The 21229-nt window shown below is 72.5% G+C and carries 20 protein-coding genes; 6 read left to right on the top strand and 14 right to left on the bottom strand.

What is annotated here, in order from left to right; genetic code table 11:
• Positions 1-32: 32 nt before the first annotated feature.
• The gene (locus QSK30_RS28025; protein ID WP_285507298.1) at positions 33-836 is read left to right on the top strand and encodes a dienelactone hydrolase family protein; all 804 of its coding nucleotides are present in this window, start codon (positions 33-35) and stop codon (positions 834-836) included.
• Here QSK30_RS28025 and QSK30_RS28020 read toward each other — a convergent pair.
• Positions 829-1269 (bottom strand): protein-tyrosine phosphatase family protein, encoded by a 441-nt coding sequence (locus tag QSK30_RS28020; RefSeq protein WP_285507297.1) that lies wholly within the window; start codon positions 1267-1269, stop codon positions 829-831. The genes QSK30_RS28025 and QSK30_RS28020 overlap by 8 nt on opposite strands.
• Positions 1270-2727, bottom strand: coding sequence for an aldehyde dehydrogenase family protein (locus QSK30_RS28015; RefSeq protein ID WP_285507295.1), 1458 nt, complete (start codon positions 2725-2727; stop codon positions 1270-1272).
• A 269-nt stretch (positions 2728-2996) separates the two neighbouring features.
• Between QSK30_RS28015 and guaA the strand changes: the two genes are divergently transcribed.
• Complete coding sequence (guaA, locus tag QSK30_RS28010; protein ID WP_285507294.1) at positions 2997-4550, top strand: glutamine-hydrolyzing GMP synthase; 1554 nt, start codon at positions 2997-2999, stop codon at positions 4548-4550.
• A 100-nt stretch (positions 4551-4650) separates the two neighbouring features.
• Here the strand turns inward: guaA and QSK30_RS28005 are convergent, their stop codons facing one another.
• Entirely contained in the window at positions 4651-4860 is a 210-nt protein-coding gene (locus QSK30_RS28005; RefSeq protein ID WP_285507293.1) for a hypothetical protein, read from the bottom strand.
• A complete protein-coding gene (locus QSK30_RS28000; RefSeq protein ID WP_285507292.1) occupies positions 4853-6157 on the bottom strand; it encodes a PspC domain-containing protein in 1305 nt (434 codons plus the stop codon). Before QSK30_RS28000 ends, QSK30_RS28005 begins: the two co-directional genes overlap by 8 nt.
• 154 nt (positions 6158-6311) lie before the next feature.
• Between QSK30_RS28000 and QSK30_RS27995 the strand changes: the two genes are divergently transcribed.
• Entirely contained in the window at positions 6312-7550 is a 1239-nt protein-coding gene (locus tag QSK30_RS27995; RefSeq protein WP_285507384.1) for an ATP-binding protein, read from the top strand.
• A complete protein-coding gene (locus QSK30_RS27990) occupies positions 7547-8227 on the top strand; it encodes a response regulator (RefSeq protein WP_285507290.1) in 681 nt (226 codons plus the stop codon). The genes QSK30_RS27995 and QSK30_RS27990 overlap by 4 nt, the downstream gene beginning before the upstream one ends.
• 30 nt (positions 8228-8257) lie before the next feature.
• On the opposite strand, the gene QSK30_RS27985 is transcribed toward QSK30_RS27990, so the two are convergent.
• Both QSK30_RS27985 and QSK30_RS27980 read right to left on the bottom strand, forming a co-directional pair.
• On the bottom strand, positions 8258-8695 hold the full coding sequence (locus QSK30_RS27985; RefSeq protein WP_285507289.1) for a peptidase inhibitor family I36 protein: 438 nt from the start codon (positions 8693-8695) through the stop codon (positions 8258-8260).
• Positions 8696-8817: 122 nt separating this feature from the next.
• On the bottom strand, positions 8818-9717 hold the full coding sequence (locus tag QSK30_RS27980; protein WP_285507382.1) for a DMT family transporter: 900 nt from the start codon (positions 9715-9717) through the stop codon (positions 8818-8820).
• Positions 9718-9847: 130 nt separating this feature from the next.
• On the opposite strand from QSK30_RS27980, the gene QSK30_RS27975 reads away from it, so the two are divergent.
• The gene (locus QSK30_RS27975; RefSeq protein WP_285507288.1) at positions 9848-10747 is read left to right on the top strand and encodes a LysR family transcriptional regulator; all 900 of its coding nucleotides are present in this window, start codon (positions 9848-9850) and stop codon (positions 10745-10747) included.
• A gap of 104 nt (positions 10748-10851) precedes the next feature.
• Here QSK30_RS27975 and QSK30_RS27970 read toward each other — a convergent pair whose 3' ends face one another.
• The 7 genes from QSK30_RS27970 to QSK30_RS27940 form a co-directional block, all read right to left on the bottom strand.
• Entirely contained in the window at positions 10852-12489 is a 1638-nt protein-coding gene (locus QSK30_RS27970; RefSeq protein WP_285507286.1) for a serine/threonine-protein kinase, read from the bottom strand.
• A 13-nt stretch (positions 12490-12502) separates the two neighbouring features.
• Positions 12503-13879, bottom strand: coding sequence for a serine/threonine-protein kinase (locus tag QSK30_RS27965; protein ID WP_285507285.1), 1377 nt, complete (start codon positions 13877-13879; stop codon positions 12503-12505).
• A gap of 246 nt (positions 13880-14125) precedes the next feature.
• Positions 14126-14977 carry a hypothetical protein gene (locus QSK30_RS27960; protein WP_285507284.1) on the bottom strand — a complete coding sequence of 284 codons (852 nt, stop codon included), beginning with the start codon at positions 14975-14977 and terminating at the stop codon, positions 14126-14128.
• 267 nt (positions 14978-15244) lie between these two features.
• A complete protein-coding gene (locus QSK30_RS27955; protein WP_285507282.1) occupies positions 15245-16159 on the bottom strand; it encodes an RAD23 family protein in 915 nt (304 codons plus the stop codon).
• A gap of 56 nt (positions 16160-16215) precedes the next feature.
• Positions 16216-16947 (bottom strand): PIG-L deacetylase family protein, encoded by a 732-nt coding sequence (locus tag QSK30_RS27950; protein ID WP_285507281.1) that lies wholly within the window; start codon positions 16945-16947, stop codon positions 16216-16218.
• Between the two features lie 93 nt (positions 16948-17040).
• Positions 17041-17346, bottom strand: a complete 306-nt coding sequence (locus QSK30_RS27945) for a hypothetical protein (protein WP_285507280.1) — start codon at positions 17344-17346, stop codon at positions 17041-17043.
• 72 nt (positions 17347-17418) lie between these two features.
• Positions 17419-17721 carry a chorismate mutase gene (locus QSK30_RS27940; RefSeq protein WP_285507279.1) on the bottom strand — a complete coding sequence of 101 codons (303 nt, stop codon included), beginning with the start codon at positions 17719-17721 and terminating at the stop codon, positions 17419-17421.
• Between the two features lie 265 nt (positions 17722-17986).
• Between QSK30_RS27940 and pcrA the strand changes: the two genes are divergently transcribed.
• A complete protein-coding gene (pcrA, locus tag QSK30_RS27935; RefSeq protein WP_285507278.1) occupies positions 17987-20359 on the top strand; it encodes a DNA helicase PcrA in 2373 nt (790 codons plus the stop codon).
• A 370-nt stretch (positions 20360-20729) separates the two neighbouring features.
• Here the strand turns inward: pcrA and QSK30_RS27930 are convergent.
• A partial coding sequence (locus QSK30_RS27930) for an IS30 family transposase (RefSeq protein ID WP_285507277.1) occupies positions 20730-21229 on the bottom strand: 500 nt, incomplete at its 5' end.

Below are 21229 nucleotides of genomic sequence, written 5' to 3'. Positions count from 1 at the left end.
CCGAGTCGACCGGGCACCGATAGGCTGCGCCCATGGCAGCCAAGGCCAAGCACCTCGTCGACGCCCTCTCCCGCCCCGGTCCGCACCAGGTCCTGCGCGGCGACCTGGCCCTCGTCGGGATGCCCGGGCTCGTGTTCACCCCCCGCTCGGGTCTCGGTCTGCCCGCCATCGCCTTCGGCCACGGCTGGCTGCAGCCACCGCTGCGCTACCGCGGCCTGTTCCGGCACCTGGCGTCCTGGGGCCTGGTCGTGGCGGTCCCGGGCACGCACACCGGGCCGCTGGGCTCCCACCGCCTGCTGGCCGCCGACCTGCGCACCGCGCTGGACGTGTGCACCGGCGTGCGGCTGGGCGACGGCGCCATCAGCGTCGACCCGGACAAGCTCGGCCTGGCGGGCCACTCCACCGGCGCGGGCAGCGCCGCGCTCGCGGCGGCCGACGACTCCCGGGTGCGCGCGGTGGCCCTGCTGGCGGCGTCGCAGACCAGGCCCTTCGCCACCGACGCGGCGGCGCGGTGCGAGATGCCGTCCCTGCACGTGCTCGCGGGCAACGACCTGGTCGCCCCGCCCGCGGGCAACGGTGAGCTGATCGCCCGCTCGTGGGCCGGCCCCACCCGGGTGCGCACGATCGAGAAGGCGTCGCACCTGGGCTTCACCGAGGGGCGGCACTGGAGCAACCTGCTGGTGCACGGCAAGGCCGAGCACGCCACCCAGCGGCTCACCCGCGCCCTGCTGACCGCGTTCTTCCTCTACCACCTGACCAACCAGGACGACTACCTGCCGCTGGTCGACGAGGACGTCAAGGGCGCGGAGCTCGCGCCCGACCTCGCGGTCAGGTAGCCGCTCGCCCGGGGAACGCCAGCACCCAACGCTTCTGCCACGGGGTCTCGACCGCCCGCGGGTCGTGGTGGGCGCGCGTCCAGGCGACCGCGTCCGCTGGTGCCACCCCGCTGAGGATGGCCAGGCAGGCGATCACCGTCCCGGTCCGGCCGATCCCGCCACCGCAGGCGATCTCGACGTCCGCGCCCGCCAGCGCCCGACCGTGCGCCGCGCGGATCAGCCGGACGGCGAGCGCGTTGTCTTGCGGCAGTAGGAAATCCGGCCACGGGATCCAGTCGTGCGACCACGCCAGGCTCGTCGAGTGCCGCTCCCGCAAGCGTTTGCCGCCCAGGTAGAGCCCGTAGTCGGGGATGCCGGCCGGGGACGGGTTCCGCAATCCCCGGCCGCGCACCCACGAACCATCCGGTAGCTGCAAGGCACCGGGTAACGCCATTCAGAGCTCCAACCCGGAAAGGACCATCACCTGCTCTTCGGTGAAGTCGTTCATCGCCGAGCGGAGACCCTCACGCCCGTTGCCCGACCCCTTCACGCCACCGTAGGGCATCTGGTCGGCCCGGTAGGACGGGACGTCGCCGATGATCACGCCGCCCACCTCCAGCTCCGCGGTCGCGCGGAACGCGGTCTGCAGGTCGCGGGTGAACACGCCGGCCTGGAGGCCGTAGTCCGTGCTGTTCGCGATCTCGAACGCCTCGTCGACGGTGTCCACCACCGACACGACCAGCACCGGCCCGAACACCTCCTCGCACGACACCTTCGCCGTCGCGGGAACGCCGCTCAGCACCGTCGGCGCCACCGTCGCGCCGGTGCGCTTGCCGCCGGTGAGCAGCTGCGCGCCCGCGCCGACGGCCTCGTCGATCCAGTCCGCCACGCGTTCGGCGTTGCCCTCGTCGATCAGCGGGCCCACGTCCACCGACGGGTCGTGCGGGTCGCCGGTCTTGAGCGCCTCCACCGCCGACACCAGCTTCGGGATGAACTCCTCGGCCAGCGAGCGGTGCACCACGACCCGCTGCACGGAGATGCAGGACTGGCCCGCCTGGTAGTTGCCGAAGGTCGCGATCCGGGACGCCGCCCAGTCCAGGTCTGTCCAATCAGGACAGATAATGGCCGCGCTGTTGCTGCCCAGCTCCATCACCACGTGCTTGCCCGGCGCGGACCTCATGATCCCCCAGCCGACCCCGGTCGACCCGGTGAACGAGATCACCGGCAGCCGGGGGTCCTCGACCAGCGCGGCCATCGCCGACCCGCGCACCGGCAGCACCGAGAAGGCACCTTCCGGCAGGTCGGTCTCGGCCAGGATCTCGCCGAGCAGCAGCGCCGAGAGCGGGGTGGCCGACGCGGGCTTGACGATCACCGGCGCGCCCACCGCCAGCGCGGGCGCGACCTTGTGCGCCACCAGGTTCAGCGGGAAGTTGAACGGCGCCACCGCCAGCACCGGTCCGCGCGGCCGCCGCCGGATCAGGCCGAGCCTGCCCTCGCCGCTCGCGTCGGTGTCCAACCGCTGCAGCTCGCCGACGTGCCTGCGCGCCTCCTCGGCGGCGAAGCGGAACACCGACACCGCCCGGCCGACCTCGGCGGTCGACCACTTCATCGGCTTGCCGTTCTCCGCGGTGATCGTCTCGGCGATCTCCTCGGTGCGCTCGGCCAGCGCCTGCGACACGTGCTCCAGCGCGGCCGCGCGCCGGTGCGCGGGCAGCGACCGGAACTGCTTGGCCACCCCGGCCGCCGCCGCGACCGCGCGCTCGACGTGCTCGGGGGTGGGCACGGACACGGTGGCGACGTCGGTCCCGTCGAAGGGATGCCGCACGTCCAGGGTCTCTTCGCTGGTCTCCGGCCTGCCCGCGACCCAGAACGGGCGCGGCTTGGCCACCACGGCGTCTTCGTCCTCGCTCATGCCCCAACCGTAGGCCGGGACCGGGCGGAAGGCTTGCTCAGGAGCGCAGGATAGGATGGTCGTGGCTGACCGAAGTTGGTGACTAGGGTTCCGCCGCTTCCCGCGGGTCTGGTTCGAGCGTCACGGAAGCCCGCGCCCCGTGGGCGGGTGGGCACCTCCGGGAGAGAAACCCAGGGAGGGACCGGTCGGCACCCAGTGCTGTTCGCTGCGTGCCGAGACCGAGTTCCCGTTCTCGCGCTCCCGGCTGCTACCCGAAGGTTGAGGCCAAGATGACCGATCGCCCCGTCCTCGTCGTGGACTACGGCGCCCAGTACGCCCAGTTGATCGCCCGCCGGGTGCGCGAGGCGCAGGTCTACTCCGAGGTGGTCCCGCACACCACCACCGTGGCCGACCTGCTCGCCAAGGACCCGGTCGCCATCGTCCTGTCCGGCGGTCCCTCGAGCGTCTACGCCGAGGGCGCTCCCGCCGTCGACCCCGCCCTCTTCGACGCGGGCGTCCCGGTCTTCGGCATCTGCTACGGCTTCCAGGCCATGGCCCGCGCGCTGGGCGGCACCGTCGAGCACACCGGCACCCGCGAGTACGGCCGCACCGACCTGGGCGCCGCCGAGGGCGTCCTGCACGACGGCCTCCCCGCGCGCCACCCGGTGTGGATGAGCCACGGCGACTGCGTCACCAAGGCGCCCGAGGGCTTCACCGTCACCGCGTCCAGCGAGGGCGCGCCGGTCGCCGCCTTCGAGGACACCGAGCGGCGCTTCGCCGGTGTGCAGTACCACCCCGAGGTGCACCACTCCCCGCACGGCCAGGAGGTGCTGCGCCGGTTCCTGCACGACGTGGCGGGCATCCGTCCACAGTGGACCACCGCGTCCATCGTGGACGAGCAGGTGGCCCGGATCCGGGCCCAGGTCGGCGACGGCCGGGCGATCTGCGGCCTGTCCGGCGGGGTCGACTCCGCGGTGGCCGCCGCCCTGGTGCAGCGCGCCATCGGCGACCGGTTGACCTGCGTGTTCGTCGACCACGGCCTGCTGCGCGCGGGCGAGCGGGCCCAGGTCGAGCGCGACTACGTCAGCGCCACCGGGGTCCGGCTGGTCACCGTCGACGCCCGCGAGCGCTTCCTCGGCGCGCTGGCCGGGGTGACCGACCCGGAGCAGAAGCGCAAGATCATCGGCCGGGAGTTCATCCGGGTCTTCGAGCAGGCCGAGCTGGACCTGCAGGCCGAGGCGGGCGGCGACAAGTACCGCTTCCTGGTGCAGGGCACGCTCTACCCGGACGTGGTCGAATCCGGCGGCGGCACCGGCGCGGCCAACATCAAGAGCCACCACAACGTCGGCGGGCTGCCCGAGGACCTGGAGTTCGAGCTGGTCGAGCCGCTGCGCGCGCTGTTCAAGGACGAGGTTCGCCGGGTCGGCACCGAGCTGGGCCTGCCGGAGACGATCGTGGCGCGCCAGCCCTTCCCCGGGCCGGGCCTGGGCATCCGGATCATCGGCGAGGTCAACGCCGAGCGCCTGGAGATCCTGCGCGCGGCCGACGCGATCGCCCGCGAGGAGCTCACCGCGGCGGGCCTGGACCGCTCGATCTGGCAGTGCCCGGTGGTGCTGCTGGCCGACGTCCGCAGCGTCGGCGTGCAGGGCGACGGCCGCACCTACGGCCACCCGGTCGTGCTGCGCCCGGTGTCCAGCGAGGACGCCATGACCGCCGACTGGACCCGGCTGCCCTACGAGGTGCTCGAACGGGTCTCCACCCGGATCACCAACGAGGTCGCCGAGGTCAACCGGGTCGTGCTGGACGTGACGAGCAAGCCGCCGGGCACCATCGAGTGGGAGTGAGCCGCTGAGTGGGAGCGAGCCGCTGAGTGGGAGTGCGGCGCGCGAACGGCCCGGTCACCGAGGTGACCGGGCCGTTCGGTTGGTGAGCGGCGAGCGGGGCCTACCCGCGCTTGCCCTTGCGCAGCGACGCCCCCAGCAGGAGCAGCCCCACCAGCACCGCGCCACCGGCCAGCAGCCAGCGGGGGTCGATCGTCGGCACCCAGATCCGGCCGTCGGTCAGCACGTAGGCCGAGGCGAACAGGGTGATCACCCCGAAGAACATGGTCAGGAAGTCGGGCCGCCTGCGCGTCACCCTGGTCTCGTCAGCCACGTCGCACCTTCACTGATCCGGGGCCGTGCACCTCGGCGTCGACCTTGATCTGGAGTCCGCCCTCGCCGTCGGCGCCGAGGTCGGTCTTGCTCAGCTCGGGGCTCGCGCCGCCCTGCTGCTCGCCCAGGCAGTCGACGTCGCCGACCCCGACCGAGCAGTACACCTCGACATCGGCGTCGCGCGGCACGATCACCGTCACGTCACCCACGCCGACCTCGGCCCTGGTGTGCAGCTCGCCGGTCGCGGGCAGCCCGGTCAGGTCGACCTCGATCGACCCGATGTCGCGGTCGTAGGTGTCGTTGACCTGGTCGATGGTCAGCGGCCGGACCGTGAGGTCGCCGACCCCGTCGGGGGAGAAGCCGTTGGGCCACAGCGCGGTCAGCGCGATGCCCAGCGCCGCGACCGGCATCGCCAGCCCGATCAGGCCGCGGCCGCCGCGGAAGAACGACCCGACGACCATGCCCGCGCCCAGGATGCCCAGCACCACACCCAGGATGTGGCGCACCGAGACCCACGCGCCGCCGTACGGCTCGACGATCACCGCTGCGCCCACGAACAGGAACGCCGCCGCCAGCGTGATCGCGCCGACCTTGGACCGCTTGCGCGGGGCGGGCGGCTCGGGCTCCGGGGTCGAACTCGGCTCCGGCAGGTCCCAGGCGAACGGCGCCGCGCCCAGCGGGTCCCACGCGGGGGGCTCGGTGGGGTAGACGTGGCTCTCGGTGGGCGCGGCCTGCGTGGGCGCGCTCGCCGTCGGCATCGTCATCGTGGGCGCCCCGGTCGGCATGCCCGTGGGCATCCCGGTGGTGGGCGGCATCGCCGTGGTCGGCTGCTCGGCCGCCACGGGTGTGCCTGGTGTGCCGAGGTGTCCCCGTGTGCGGTGCAGCAGGTAGACGAGACCCGCCGCGACGGCCACCCCCAGCCACCCGCTGAAGTCGTGGTCGAGGAAGGCGCTGAACGCGACGACCACGCCGATGCCCAGCGCGATGGTGAACGCGGTGGAGCTGGAGCTGCGGCCCTTGCCGAGCACCGACTCGACGGGGGAGACCTCGTCGTCGACCTCGGCGAAGAACAGCCAGCCCAGCAGGTAGAACACGACACCGGCACCACCGTAGAAGGTGGCCACCACGAACCCGACCCGGGCGATGACCGGGTCGATGCCGTAGCGGTTGCCGATGGCGGCCGCGACGCCCGCCACCTTGCGGCCCTGGCGGGGCCGCCGGGGGCGGGTCGCCCAGAAGTCCTTGAGCGTGTCCTCCACGCCCTTGGCGCCGTGCGCCTGGTTCGATGTGCCACTCACGACTACAACGATCGCTCCCGACCCGGTCCCCGTGCATCCGGGAACGACCCTGACTTTGCGCTCAGGGTCCATCCCCGATGTGGCGCCGACCGCGCCGTGTGAGCATTCTGGTGTGGAAGCAGCACTCCAGGAGCACGGGCCGGTGGAGGCGGGGATCGAGCGGACGTCCGGTGGCACGGTGGCGGTGCCCGGCCAGGGTGGGGTGACCCGCCGCCGGTCGGGCCGGACCGTCGCGGGCGTCGCCGGTGGTCTCGCCGACCACCTGGGCGTCCAGGTGCTCTACGTCCGGATCGCCTTCGCCCTGCTCGCCGCGCTCAGCGGCGCCGGGGTGGTCGGCTACGGGCTGCTGTGGATCTTCGTGCCGCAGGCGCCCGCCGAGGAGAACCCGTCCAACGTCTCCACCCGCGAGCGGCAGCAGGCGTTCGGCCTGATCGCCCTGGGCGTGGGCCTGACCATCGGCGCGGGCACGCTGTCCGGCCTGGTCAACGGCTGGGCCGCGGGCGCGATCGCGCTCACCCTGGTCGGCGCGGTCCTGGTCTGGCGGGAAGCCGACCAGTCCCAGCGCAAGCGGGTCAAGGGCGCGGTCATGGGTGGTGGGGGCCGCTCCGCGCTCGTCCGGGTGCTCAGCGGCGCGGCGCTGGTGGCCACCGGCATCACGATCTTCCTGATCGGCAGCGTCGGCCTCGACTCGGTGCAGTTCGCGCTGCTCGCGGTGGTCGCCGCGCTGGTCGGGGTGGCCGTGCTGACCGTGCCGTGGTGGCTGCGCCTGGTCCGCGACCTGGGCGAGGAGCGCCGGGCGCGGATCCGCACCGAGGAGCGCGCGGAGATCGCCGCGCACCTGCACGACTCGGTCCTGCAGACCCTCGCGCTCATCCAGAAGCAGGCCGAGGCCCCGCGCGAGGTGCTGCGCCTGGCCCGCGGCCAGGAGCGGCAGCTGCGCAGCTGGCTCTACGGCCCCACCGGCTACGGCCGCTCGCTGCCCGACGGCTCGCCGACCGGCCTGCTCTCCGAGGCCGTGGCCCGTGCCTCCGGCGAGGTGGAGGACACCTTCGCGATCAAGGTCCAGCACGTGGTGGTCGGCGAGTGCGAACTCGACGAGCGGCTGATGGCCGTGGTGATGGCCGCCCGCGAGGCGATGGTCAACGCGGCCAAGCACGCCGGGGTCGCCGAGGTCTCGGTCTACGCCGAGGTCGAGGCCGAGAAGGTCACCGTGTTCGTGCGCGACCGCGGCAAGGGCTTCGACCCCGACGGCGTCCCGGCCGACCGGCACGGCCTCGCCGACTCGATCCGCGGCCGGATGGAGCGCAACGGCGGCGAGATCACGCTGCGCACCGCACCGGGTGACGGGACCGAGGTACAGCTGCACATGCCGCGTGCGAAAGTGACCACATGAGTGAGCAGCCGGAGAACCAGCCCAGGCGCCCGGTCCGGGTCTACCTGGTCGACGACCACAGCATGTTCCGCGCGGGCGTGCGCGCCGAGCTCGACACCCTCACCGACGACATCACGGTCGTGGGGGAGGCGGGCACCGTCGGGGAGGCGGTCGCAGGCATCGGCCACCTGCGCCCCGACGTGGTCCTGCTCGACGTCCACATGCCCGACGGCGGCGGCGCGGAGGTGCTCCGGCAGGCCCGCAAGGCGTTCCCCGAGGTGGTGTTCCTGGCCCTGTCGGTCTCCGACGCGGCCGAGGACGTCATCGCGGTGATCCGCGCGGGTGCGCGGGGGTACGTCACCAAGACGATCTCCAGCCAGGAACTGGTCACCGCGGTGCTGCGCGTCGCCGAGGGCGACGCGGTGTTCTCCCCGCGGCTCGCCGGGTTCGTGCTCGACGCCTTCGCCGACCGCCCGGGCGCGGCGCCGATCAGCGACCCCGAGCTCGACCTGCTCACCCCGCGTGAGCGCGACGTCCTGCGGCTGCTCGCGCGGGGGTACGCGTACAAGGAGATCGCCTCGGAGCTGTTCATCTCGGTGAAGACGGTGGAGACGCACGTGTCGAGCGTGCTGCGCAAGACCCAGCTGTCCAACCGCTACGAGCTCTCCCGCTGGGCCTCCGACCGCCGCCTGGTCTGATCGGCCGGTCTGATCGGCCGGTCCGACCGGTCAGGCGACGAAGAGCACGGACGTGATCCGGTCGTTCCAGTCCACGGCGAGGTCCACCGGCATGATCTTGGTCAGCCCGGTGGACAGCGTCCCGGACTTCTCGATCCGGTTGGCCAGGAACGAGTGCGACGCGCCGGGCTCCAGGACGAACGAGGCACCCTCGAAGTCCGCGTCCTCGAACAGCTTCACCCGGTGCGCGGAGTGGTTGTAGACCGAGGACACCCGGTCGCTCCAGTTGCTCCCCAGCGCGCCCAGGTTCTCCAGGTCGACCCGGGTCCGCAGCACCGCTCCCCGCTTGAGCCGGTTGCCGAACTCGTGCTCGTAGAGGTACAGCGCGCCACCCTCACCGGTCCGCCGGAGCGCGGCGTCGTCGAGGGTGTGCTGGTCGGTGTCCTCCGAGGACTCGTACCACTCATAGCCCTTGTCCGCGTAGCCCATCGTCGTCTCCCCCCGCCGAGTTGATCATGCTCGGGAGATCAGACCACGGTTGGGCCCGGCGGCCGACCCGGTTCACCCGGGTGTCGTGACCACCGCTGCTCAGCCGCCTTCTCGGTGGCCGCTCACGGTGCCTTGGCGAGCACGGCCGTCGGGTCCTCCGCCAGCACCGGCGACGGCGCCTTCCGCTGCCACCGGGTCATCCCGACCCCGACCAGCACCACGAGCATCCCCGCGATCACCCGGACGTTCAGCCCCTCGTTCAGGAACGCCGCCCCCAGCAGCACCGACACGACCGGCAGCAGGTAGCCCACGGTGGTCGCGTTGGTCGCGCCCTCGTCGGCGATCAGCCGGTAGTTGATGGCGAAGGCGAAGCCGGTCCCGAACACCCCCAGGATGCTGACCGCCACGATCACCGTCACGCTCAGGTGCACCGACCCCGTGCCGCCGACCGGCAGCGCGAGCGCGCTCAGGCCGGTCGCGGTGACCAGCTGCGCCGCGGACAGGGCGATCGGCGTCGTCCCCCGGCCGGACAGCACGCGGCCGATGTAGGCGTAGGCGACCGCGTAGCTCGCGGCGGCGGCCAGGATCGCCAGCGCCCCCCAGCTCGCCAGCCCCGCCTGCTGCCACGGCGCGAAGATCAGCAGCGTGCCGCCGAACCCGAGCAGCAGGCCGCCGAGCCGGACCGGGCGCAGGCCGCGTTCGGTGCCGATGGCCAGGCCGATGAGCAGCGCCCACAGCGGCGTGGTGGCGTTGAGCACCCCGGCGACCCCCGAGTCCACCGTGCGCTCACCCACCCCGAACAGCACGAACGGCAGCGCGTTGCCGAAGAAGGCGGCGAAGAGCAGGTGCGCCCACACCTTGCGGTCGCGCGGCAGCCTGCTGCGGGCCGAGTAGCAGAGCACGAGGACCACCACGGCGCCGAGCGCGCAGCGGACGAAGCTGATCTGCACCGGGTTCAGCCCGTGCAGCGCGAGCTTGATCCACAGGAAGCTCGACCCCCAGAGCAGGGCCAGCACGCCCATCCTGACCAGGGTTCCCTTGCCGCCGCTGAGCACCGTTGTCCTCCTGTCGGGTCGTCCCCTCCGAAACGATGACTCAGAGCTATCAACAGCACAAGTGAAATGTCGTAGACCAACCGTTAAGCTCTGCTACATGCTTGACGTACGACGGATGCAGGTCCTGCGCGCGGTGGTCACCAGCGGGTCGGTCACCGCCGCCGCGACCAACCTCGGCTACACCCCATCGGCGATCAGCCAGCAGGTCGCCGCGCTGGAGAAGCAGGCCGGGCTCGCCCTGCTCGAGCGGGTCGGCCGCGGTGTCCAGCCGACCGCGGCCGGGCGGCTGCTCACCGAGCACGCCGCGATCATCAGCCGCTACGTCGCCGAGGCCGAGACCGCGCTGGCCGACCTGCGCGCGGGTCGCACCGGGCGGCTGGCCATCCGCTACTTCGCCACCGCGGGCGCCGCCCTGGTCCCGCCCGCGCTGGCCCGGCTGCGCCGCGAGCACCCCGGCGTCCAGCTCGACCTGAAGCTGTTCGACCCGGAGGACCCGCTGCCCGAGGTCGAGCAGGGCCGCGCCGACCTGGCGATCGTGGTGCACCCCCGGCAGACGGTGCCGCGCGGGATCCAGATGACCCACCTGCTCGACGACCCGTACCGCGCGGTCCTGCCGGTCGGCCACCGGCTGGCCGCGAAGCGGGTGATCGACCTGGCCGAGCTCGCCGAGGAGCCGTGGGTGGGCAACGAGTGGCCGTCCGGGCCGTGCGAGCAGATCATCTACGACGCCTGCGGCGCCGCCGGGTTCACGCCCGACATCGTGGTCGAGAGCGAGGACTATACGAACGCGCAGGGCTTCGTGGCCGCCGGGCTGGGGATCAGCCTGATCCCGCTGATGGGCCTGGCCAACCGGCACCCCGGGGTGGTCGTGCGCCGCCTGCGCCACCCGGAGCCGGTGCGCGTGATCCACGCGGCCGTGCGCGAGTCGTCCCTGGAACAGCCCGCCCTGCTCGACCTGCTCGACGCCCTGCGCGACGCGGCCCGCAGCCGGTCCTAGGCCCTGGCCAGCGAGTCCGGTGCACGGGCCGCTCGTCCGTGCGGTCGGAGCCGTGCGGCCGCTGATCGCGCGGGCCGCACCCGCGAACCACCGCGCCTGCGGGGTCAGCCGCCGTTGCGGCCCTGCTCGTAGTTGTCGATCTTGATCTTGCCGTCCTGCTCGACCAGCGCGAAGGAGTAGGGCTCGACGGAGGTCTTGCCCTTCTTGTTGGTGAACTTGATCTCCGCGGCCACCCGGTTGCCCTCGGCGCGCGCGGACACCAGCTGCACGGCGGCCTGGTCGTCGTAGAACTTCGCGAAGCTGTCGTAGCCGCGCGACTTGACCTGCGCCTTGTCGGTCAGCATCGCCCAGGCGGCCTGCGGGTTGCCGGGCAGCAGTCCGTAGTAGTCGCGCAGCGCGGCCTCGAACTGCGCCGGGGTCGGCCCGGCGGGCGTGGTCGTCGTAGTGGTCGTTTCTTCGGTTGTCGTGGTCGTGGTGGTGGTCTTCTTCGGGGTCGTCGTCACCTTCGGCGTGGTGGTCGGCGCGGGTGCCGTCGTGCTCGTCAGCGTGGAACCACCGGCCTGCGGCGAGTTGTTGCTCGACATCAGGCTCGCGACCAGGACGCCCACCAGCGCCGCGGCGACGATGGCCAGCACCGTCAGCAGCACCGACCGCGCGTCGTGCTTCTTCTTCTCCGGTGGCGGCGGCTGCTGCCGTGGCGGCCGCATCCCACCGGGGGGCGTGCGCGGCGCCGACGCGGCTCGCATGGCACCCGACGGCGGCCCCATCGGCGGCTGCTGCCGCAGCGGGACCGGCCCGGACGGCACCGGCTCGGTGAACGGGTTCATGTCCAGCCGGGTGCCCAGCGGTAGCGGGCCGGACGGGCGCACCGGCGGCTTGGACGAGGGCACCGTGCGCTGGTCGCTCATCGACGGCAGCGGCCTGCCCGCCGCCACCGCGGCCAGCGCGTCCTTGGCCGCGGTCATCGTCGGGCGCTCCAGCGGGTCGGCCCGCAGCAGCTGCATGAGCAGCGCGGTCAGCGGCCCGGCCTGCCGCGGCGGGACGACCTTGCCCGCGGCAACCGCGTAAAGCAGCGCGAGGGTGTTCTCGCTCAACCCGAACGGGGAGTGTCCCTCCACCGCCGTGTACAGCGTCGACCCCAGCGAGAACACGTCCGCCGCGGCGGTCGGCTGCTCGCCCTTGGCCACCTCCGGCGCCAGGTACGCGGGCGTGCCCGCGAGCATCCCGGTGGCGGTCACGGTGATGTCGCCGGTGGCCCGGGAGATGCCGAAGTCGGTGATCTTGACCGTGCCGTCCTCGCCGAGCAGCACGTTGGCGGGCTTGACGTCGCGGTGCACGATGCCCGCCGCGTGCGCGGCGACCAGCGCGGCGGCGATCTGGGTGCCGATCCGGGCCGCCTCCACCGGCGGCAGCGTCTCCCGCTCGTTGAGCACCGTCGCCAGGCTCTTCGACGGCAGGTACTCCATGATCAGCCAGGGCTCGTTGTCGTGCTCGGCCACGTCGTAGACGGTGATCGCGTTCGGGTGCGCCAGCCGCGCGGCGATCCGGCCCTCGCGCATCGCCCGCTGCCGGGCCTCCTCGGCCTGGTCGGCCGAGAGCCCGGGCTGCGACAGCAACTGCTTGACGGCCACGGTGCGGTGCAGCCGCTCGTCGCGCGCCTGCCAGACCACGCCCATGGCCCCGCTGCCGATGCGCGCGCCGAGCCGGTAGCGGCCCGCCACCATGATCTGCTCGCTGCTCATTGCCGCTCCCGGCTCACTGGGGGTTGTTGGTGACGGTGGTGGTCGTGGTCGGCTCGGTGCTGGTGGCCGACGGCGCCGTGGTGGTCGTCGTGGTCTGCGGGGGCTTGCTGGTGGTCGTCGTCGTGGTGGTGACCGAGGTGGTGGTCGTGGTCGGCGCGACCGAGGTCGCCTTGGGCGCGGTGGTGGTGGGCACCGGCACGCCCTTGTTGGTCGTGGTCTCGACGACCTGCGACGGCTCCGTCGTGGTGACCGGAGTGACCACAGAGCTGGGCAGGTTGACCCCCGGGGTCTGGTTCTCGCCGGGTTCCTTGTCGTTCCGGTTGAACATCAGCAGCGCGCCCACGGTGAGGATCGCGGCGAGGCCCACCCCCGCTACCACCAGCGGCATCCGCGAGCGCGGCGGCAGCGGTGCCGGGGCCATCGCGGGCCTGCTGCCGCCGGTGGGGGTCGGCCGGGCCGGGCGGGCCGGGGTGGGCCGCACGACCGAGGTCGGGTCGGCGGCCGGGTGGACCACCAGCCGGGTGGCCGCCTCGACCGGGGCGGCCGCGACCAGCGGGACGTCCGGGTCGTCGCCGCGGGCGACCGCGGCGAGCATGTCGCGCGCCTTGGCCGCGGTGGGCCGGGTGTCGACGTCGGAGGCCAGCAGCGCGACCAGCACGGTGGTCAGCGGGCCGGACTGGGTCGGCGGGTTGGTCTTGCCGGAGGCGACCGCGTGCAGCAGCCCCAGGGTGTTCTCCGACAGGCCGAACGGCGGCTCGCCCTCGGTCGCGGCGTAGAGCGTGGAGCCCAGCGAGAACACGTCGGAGGCGGCCGAGGGGTCCCGGCCGACGGCCACCTCGGGGGCCAGGTAGGCCGGGGTGCCCGCGATCAGGCCGGTCTTGGTGACCGTCACGTCGTCGGTGGCCCGGGAGATGCCGAAGTCGGTGATCTTCACCGAGCCGTCGTCACCGAGCAGGATGTTGCCCGGCTTGATGTCGCGGTGCACGATCCCGGCCGCGTGCGCGGCGGCCAGCGCGGCCGCGACCTGGGCGCCGATCCGGGCCACCTCGGTCGGCTCCAGCGGCCCGCGCTCGTTGAGCGCGATCGCCAGGCTGTCCGACGGCAGGTACTCCATGATCAGGCACGGCACGCCGTCCTCGTCGACCACGTCGAACACCGCGATCGCGTTCGGGTGGTGCAGGCGCGCGGCGATCCGGCCCTCGCGCATGCAGCGGGCCACCGCCTCGTCGGCCTCGTCCGGGGGCAGCCCCGGTGGCAGCAGCAGCTTCTTGACCGCCACCGGGCGGTTCAGCCGCTCGTCCAAGGCCTGCCACACCACGCCCATGGCGCCGCTGCCGATCCGACGCTCCAGCCGGTAGCGCCCGGCGACCAGCCGGCCCTCGTCGCTCATCCCGACCGGAACCTCCCTTGCCCGCGAACCGCCTCGCGGGCTTTTTCTTCGTCATCGGCGCTGTCCACGGCCCCGTGCGCGTCCGCCGACCGGCGTCGGGACGCCGCCTTCGGACCGGGGTTGGCCGACCGGTCCAGGCTAGGCGTTCACTCAGCGCGCATGAACGCAGTCCCGCTACCCACCGGGACAGGACGGCAGCGGCTACATATTGTCACAATCGTCCCCCGGTCGGGGGTGTTCTGGACTTCAGTCCAGCTGGGCGGACACCAGTTCGGCCCCGACGATGCGCTGCGGTGCCGATTTGGTGACCGTCAGTAGCTGCTGAACCCGCAGGTGAGACCCGTCCGACAGCTGCATTCGGATCACCGCGAGTACGCCGTCCGGCCGCTCGACGACGTTGAGCACCTCGATCCTCGTCACATCGGTCCACGAGCCGAGGAAGTCGTTGAGCGTGGTGCCCAGCAGGTCGGCGGCCACCAGGTCGAACGCGCCGCGCGGGTTGACCTCGATCAACCGGTAGTACTCCAGCACCAGCTCGCGGCTGGAGGTGACCCGGCGACCGGGCACCTGACCGGAGCGGGCCGGGCTGGTGTCGTTCGAGCGGGCGCCGCGCGGCGGCGTGCTGGAGGTGGGCGCGGGCGCCATGCTCAGGTTGCCGGACGCGGCGCCGGTGGCGGGCGGGGCCATCCCCGACTGGTCGTCACCCGATTTGCCACCCGATGTGGTGACGGCACGGTTGAGCTCGTGCGGCAGCAGCGCGCGCTCGCCGGTGATCTGCAGTCCCGGTCGAACGCTCGGCGCCTCCTGCGCGCCCTGGCGCTCGCGGGCGATGACAGTGGCGGTGGCGATCGCGCCGCAGAGGGTGACCACGGCCAGACCCAGACCGGTGAGCTTCGCCAGCTGGGCGGTCCGGGACCCGGCCTTGCCCGGCTCCGGTTCGGGCGCGTCGGCCAGTCGCGTCGCGGCCTCCGGTGCCACCGGCGGCTCCGCCGGGTCCGGGTCCGCGGGCAGGTCGAGCACGGGGTGCCGCCGGATCAGCTCGGTGACGTGTACCGAGCCGGAGCGCACCCGCCGCCTGCCGGTCGTCGGACGATCCACTGCCGCTTTCCTCCGCTTGAGTCGCTCGTCGGGGCAACTCGTACCGTGCTGCCGGGTGCTCACACCACTCTTTCTCGGCGAGTCACCCGATCGAGGCGATAGGCGGCGGCAGGATTCACTCGAAAAGAGTAATCGTCACGCTGGGCGGCGACTGAATCCCGCTGGGTCGGGTGCGATCGGCCCAATGGGGCAGGCCACGCGGTCCATCCGTGGGTGCGCCGCTTGGCCATCCGGTCCTACCAGCCGAAACATGAAGATGATGACACGTCAAGACGTCTCTTTCTCCGCCGTGATGCGGGGATCGGCCCCGTGGGAGAAGGTCAGCTCCCGGGTCTCGGTGGTCACCGACCCGTCCTTGCCCACCACCCGCAGCACCGCCCGGGTGCGCGCCCTGGCCGGGTCGATCACCAGCTGCTGCACCTCCACCCGGTCCACCTCGGCGTAGCGCTGGGCGATCTGGTCCTGCCCGCCCCGGCGCAGCTGCCCGCTGGTGAGCGCGTACGCCGCGTCGGGGTCGTGGGTGACCGCCCGGTAGTAGGCCTCGGTCCGGTCGCCCATCGCGGTGGCGTCGTTGGGCACCACCACGAGCATCGGCGTCACCACCGTGCTGCGCGTGGCCGTGCTCGGCTTGCTCCGCGCGACCGGGTCCTCCGAGGTCTGCTCGGAGGACGGGGACTCGGACGTGGGCCCCGGCTCCTCGGCCCGCGCGGTCCCCGGCGGTTCGCTCGCCGCGGTGAGCGCCTCCGGCGGTGGCGTGGTCGTCGTGGCGGTGACCGCCCGCGCGCTCGACTCGGGCGCGGGCGGGGGCGCCACGGTTCGCTCCGGTGCGACGTCGGTGAACGGCAGCGGCAGGCCGCTCGGCAGACCGGGCAGCGCCTCGATCACGTCCGGCCTGCGCGGGCCGCTCATCAGGGTGACTGCCGCGTAGGTCAGGCCCACCACCACCATGACCGCCGCGGTGACCGCGAACCACGCCGCGCGCCGCCAGGAGCTCGGCGGGGTCACCGAGGCCGGGATGGTGCCGAGGTCGAACTTGGCCAGCCCGGTGGCGGGCCCGTCCGGGCCGGTCCCGATGACCGGCAGCACGTCGGTGTCGTCGTCGGACCGCGGCCTGCCGCGCCCGAGCGCGTCGGCTGCCCGGCCGGCGCGGTGCCTGCCCGGCTCGTCCCTGGTAACCGCCATCTGGTGAGTACTCCTGTCGTGCCCGGCCGGTACCGCGTCCCCGGCCGCCGTGGTGGTCAGCTGGTGTCGACGACCTGGAACTCCTCCGCCAGCCGCCCGGGTGGCAACCCGTGCCGGGCGGCCGCGGCGGTGAAGTGCGCGCGCATGCCCGCCTCCAGCCCGGGGTTGTCGCCGACCTGGGAGACGTGCGCGCGCAGGGCCGCCATCCGGCGGGTGAAGTGCTCGGTGATGTCCACGGCGTGGTCGCGCAGCCGCTCGGGGGCGTCGGCGAGCCACAGCTCGGGCACCGTCCACGGCGCCAGGCCCTCGTCGCGCAGGAGGGCGGGGTGCGCGTTGGGGTTGCGCGCGTCGGGGTAGACCGCGGCGAAGGTGGCCGCGCCCACGGCGCGGTGGTCGGGGTGGGCGGTCGCCACCATCGCCCAGTTGATCTCCGGGGACCAGGTGAGCACCCGGTCCGGCCGGACCTGGCGGATCACCCGGGTCAGGTCGCGGCGCAGCGCGATGGTCGGTTCCACGGTGCCGTCGGCGTGCTCGAGGAAGATCACCTCGGTGACGCCGACCTCGGCCGCGGCGGCGCGCTGCTCGGCGCGCCGGACCGCGGCCACCTCCTCGGCCGGGCGGGAGCCGTCGCCGCTGGCCTCGCCGGAGGTGCACAGGCAGTAGGTCACCGCGATGCCCGCGGCGGTCCACACGGCCACCGTTCCCGCGGCCCCGAAGTCCACGTCGTCGGGGTGCGCGCAGACCACCAGCGCCGTGCGCACGTCGTCGCGGGGAGTAACGCCATTCACGCCGGAAAGACTAAGCGGTCCCACCGTTTTCGTAGGCCCAGGAACGGATCTGGGCCTTACACCACTCTTTTGCGTGAACCTTGACGCGCTCGCTCAGCGGTCGCCGCGGTACTTGGCGCGGGTGATCGAGAGCGACTGGCCCGCCCAGGCGCCCGAACCCGCCGCCAGCAGGATCGCCAGCACGTCCAGGAAGCCGTCGCCGGTGCTGAACAGCGCCGCCAGCACCGCGCCCGCGGTGGTGATGCCGGCGACGGGCCACCGGCTCCGCACGTAGTGCGCCACCGGGGACCCGCTCGCCCCCTTCTTGCTCGCGGCCGAGTTCAGCAGCGCCAGGTACGCGGCGTTGCCCACCGCGGCGACCAGGCCGACGATGACGACGATGAAAGCGATCAGCTCCATGGGCACAGTCTGCCCCAGCGGCGCCGATCCGGAATGGGGGATTCCCCCTAGTCGGACCCCGGTTCGCCGGGGTCAGCGGCCGAGCTTGCCGCGGCCGAGGTCCAGCAGCGCCATCGCCAGCGTCCGCCCGGCCGGGCCGAGCTCGCGGTAGCGGGCCACCACGTCCATCTCGCGGTTGACCACGATCCGCGGTCCGCCCGCGGCCATCCGCGCCGCGCCGATCGTGCGGGAGACCTCGGCGCGGCGTTTCACCAGCCGCAGGATCTCCTGGTCCAGCAGGTCTATCTCCTTGCGCAGCTCGGCCACCTCCTCCGGGGCGGGCAGCTCGGTGCTGGGCTTGGTCTGGCCTGCCTGGTCTTCGGTGATGGGGCTCATCGTCGTCCTCGGTGTGTCGTGGAGCTCCGGACCCCTGGAGCCAGCGAAGCCCCGGGGTCCGAGGACTCCGGGGCTTCGTCGTGGTCTGGTGTGCGGCTACACAACCACGGGAGCCGGAGTCCGGTTCCCGTAAAAAAAGCTGACGTGGCGCTGCACGGGTCGAGTCTCGCACAGCGCGGGCGGGCGCGTCGAGCGGTGGGTCCTAGTCCGTGGGAGCGCGCCGTCGTCGTCTTCGTCGGTGGTCACCGGTACGGTTGACGACACGATGGAAGCTCTCTTCGACCTCCCCACCCAGCCCAGCACCCCGGACCCGCGAGCGGGCACGGCCGCGCTCGTCGACGACCTCAACGACCAGCAGCGCGCGGCCGTCGAGCACGCCGGCACCCCGCTGCTCGTGGTCGCGGGCGCGGGCTCGGGCAAGACCAGGGTGCTCACCCGCCGGATCGCCTACCTGCTGGCCGAGCGCCACGTGCACCCCGGCCAGGTCATGGCGATCACCTTCACCAACAAGGCCGCCGCCGAGATGCGGGAGCGGGTCGCCGACCTGGTCGGGCGGCGCGCCAACGCGATGTGGGTGTCGACCTTCCACTCCATGTGCGTGCGGGTGCTGCGCCGCGAGGCCAAGACCCTGGGCATGACCTCCAGCTTCTCCATCTACGACGCCGACGACTCGCGCAGGCTGATCACCCTGGTCGCCCGCGACCTCGACCTCGACCCGAAGCGCTACGCCGCGCGCACCCTGTCGGTGCACATCTCGAACCTGAAGAACGAGCTGGTCGACGCCGAGACGGCCGCGGCGAACGCCACCAACGACCTGGAGCGCCGGGTCGCCGAGGTCTACACCGAGTACCAGCGCAGGCTGGGCCAGGCCAACGCGATGGACTTCGACGACCTGATCATGCGCACGGTCGAGCTGCTGCAGACCTTCCCGGACGTGGCCGAGTACTACCACCGGCGCTTCCGGCACGTGCTGGTCGACGAGTACCAGGACACCAACCACGCGCAGTACACGCTGGTCCGCGAGCTGGTCGGCAAGGGCACCGACGGCCCGGCGGCTCTGCCGCCCGCCGAACTGTGCGTCGTCGGCGACGCCGACCAGTCGATCTACGCCTTCCGCGGCGCCACCATCCGCAACATCGTGGAGTTCGAACGGGACTACCCGAACGCCACCACGATCATGCTGGAGCAGAACTACCGCTCCACCCAGACCATCCTCAGCGCCGCCAACGCGGTGATCTCGCGCAACGCGGGCCGCCGCGACAAGCGCCTGTGGACGGCCATGGGCGACGGCGAGAAGATCGTCGCCTACGTCGGCGACAACGAGCACGACGAGGCAGGCTTCGTCGCGGGCGAGATCGACCGCCTGGTCGACAGCGGCGCCGCGAACAACAGTGACGTGGCGGTCTTCTACCGCACCAACAACCAGTCCCGGGTGTTCGAGGAGATCTTCATCCGCCTCGGCCTGCCCTACCGGGTCGTCGGCGGCGTCCGCTTCTACGAACGCCGCGAGATCAGGGACGCGCTGGCATACCTGAGGGTGCTGGCCAACCCGGAGGACACGGTCAGCCTGCGCCGGGTCCTCAACGTGCCCAAGCGCGGCATCGGCGACCGCGCCGAGGCCTGCGTGTCAGCCCACGCCGACCGCGAGCGCGTCTCCTTCGCCGCCGCGCTGCGCGCCGCCACCGAGGGCAAGGTGGCCATGCTCAACCCGCGCTCCCAGCGCGCGATCGCCGGCTTCGTCGAACTCCTCGACGGCCTGCGCCGTTTCGTCGACGACGGCCAAGACGTCGCCGAGGTCCTGGACGCGGTCCTCGACCAGACCGGCTACCGCGCCGAGCTGGAGGCCAGCGACGACCCGCAGGACGCCTCCCGCCTGGAGAACCTCAACGAGCTGGTCACCGTCGCCCGCGAGTTCACCGAACTCCCCGCCCCGGCGGCCGACGACGCCCCCGACGACACCGCCCCGGTCGAGCCCACCGGCCCGATCGCGGGATCCCTGGCCGCCTTCCTGGAACGCGTCTCCCTCGTCGCCGACGCCGACTCCCTCCCCGACGCGGACGAGGAATCCGGCGGCGTGGTCACCCTGATGACCCTGCACACGGCCAAGGGCCTGGAATACCCGGTCGTCTTCGCCACCGGCTGGGAAGACGGGATCTTCCCGCACATGCGCGCCCTCAGCGATCCGGTGGAACTGGCGGAGGAACGCCGCTTGGCCTACGTCGGCATCACCCGCGCCCGCGAACGCCTCTACCTCTCCCGCGCCCTGGTCCGCTCCGCCTGGGGCCAGCCGATGACCAACCCGGCCTCCCGCTTCTTCGACGAGATCCCGGCAGAACTCCTGGACTGGCGCAGACTGGGCCCCGAGCGCTCCGCCCCGATCCGCAACACCACCTGGGGCAACCGCTCCAGCGAGTCGGTCCAGGCCAACAGACTGCGCTCGTCCCCGACCAAGGGCTGGCAGGACACCCCCGCCCTGACCCTCAACGTCGGCGACCGCGTCAACCACGACAAGTACGGCCTGGGCACGGTGATCGCCTCAGACGGACAAGGCCCACGCGCCACCGCGACCATCGACTTCGGCACCTCGGGAACCATCCGCCTGATGCTCATCGGCAGCGTCCCCATGGTCAAGCTGTAGCCCACCACCGAGCCCGACCAATACCCCACCAGCCTGACCGCCAGTCCGTCAGGCAGGTGGGGTATTTCGTTGCCCCAAGCCCAAGCCCAAGCCCAAGCCCAAGCCCAAGCCCAAGCCCAAGCCCAAGCCCAGCTTCAGCCACAGAGTCCCCGCGATCCCCACTCAAGCGCCGCCAGCCCAGCCCAGCCCCTCAAGCCTCCCGGCCCCAAGCCCCGCGTAGCCCTGCCTCAGGCCACAAGCCCCCCAGCCACAAAGCCCTCAAGCCCAGCCCACACCCCCTCAGGCCCTCCACCCCTCATCCCCAAAGTCATTGAGCTGGAACAGCACCCGCCCATCCGTCCTGCTCGATTGGGTGGAGTGGCTGGCGAGTTCAGGCGGTGGAAGCATCTGCTTCGAGGAGTTCGGTGAATACCTCGCTGGGCTTCTTCCAGTCGTGGATCTTACGGGGTCGGTCGTTGATCTCCGCGGCGATGGCGGCGAGGTAGGTGGGGTCGCTGGTGATCTCGACACCTGTGGGCAGGTACTCGCGGACGATGCGGTTGAGGTTCTCGTTGCTGCCGCGTTCCCACGGTGAGTGCGGGTGGGCGAAGTACACCGGCAACCCTGTCGCGGTAACGTCCCTGTGTAGAGCCATTTCCGACCCGCAGTCCCAGGTCGACGACCGCTTCACCGTGGCCGGGAGGTCGCCGACGGCGGCGATGACCGCCTGGGTCACCGTGAGCGAGTCCCGACCGGTCAGCGGGACCAGGATCAGGAACCGGCTGGTGCGTTCCACCAGGGTCGCCACCGCCGACGTGCCGCCCTTCCCGATCACCAGATCCCCCTCCCAGTGACCAGGCACAGCACGGCCTTCGACCTCGTCGGGGCGTT

The sequence above is a fragment of the Actinokineospora sp. NBRC 105648 genome (genome assembly GCF_030269645.1).
Taxonomy (GTDB): Bacteria; Actinomycetota; Actinomycetes; order Mycobacteriales; family Pseudonocardiaceae; genus Actinokineospora.
Note: the sequence above shows the minus strand (reverse complement) of the source record. Positions and strands in the feature narration are given on the sequence as shown.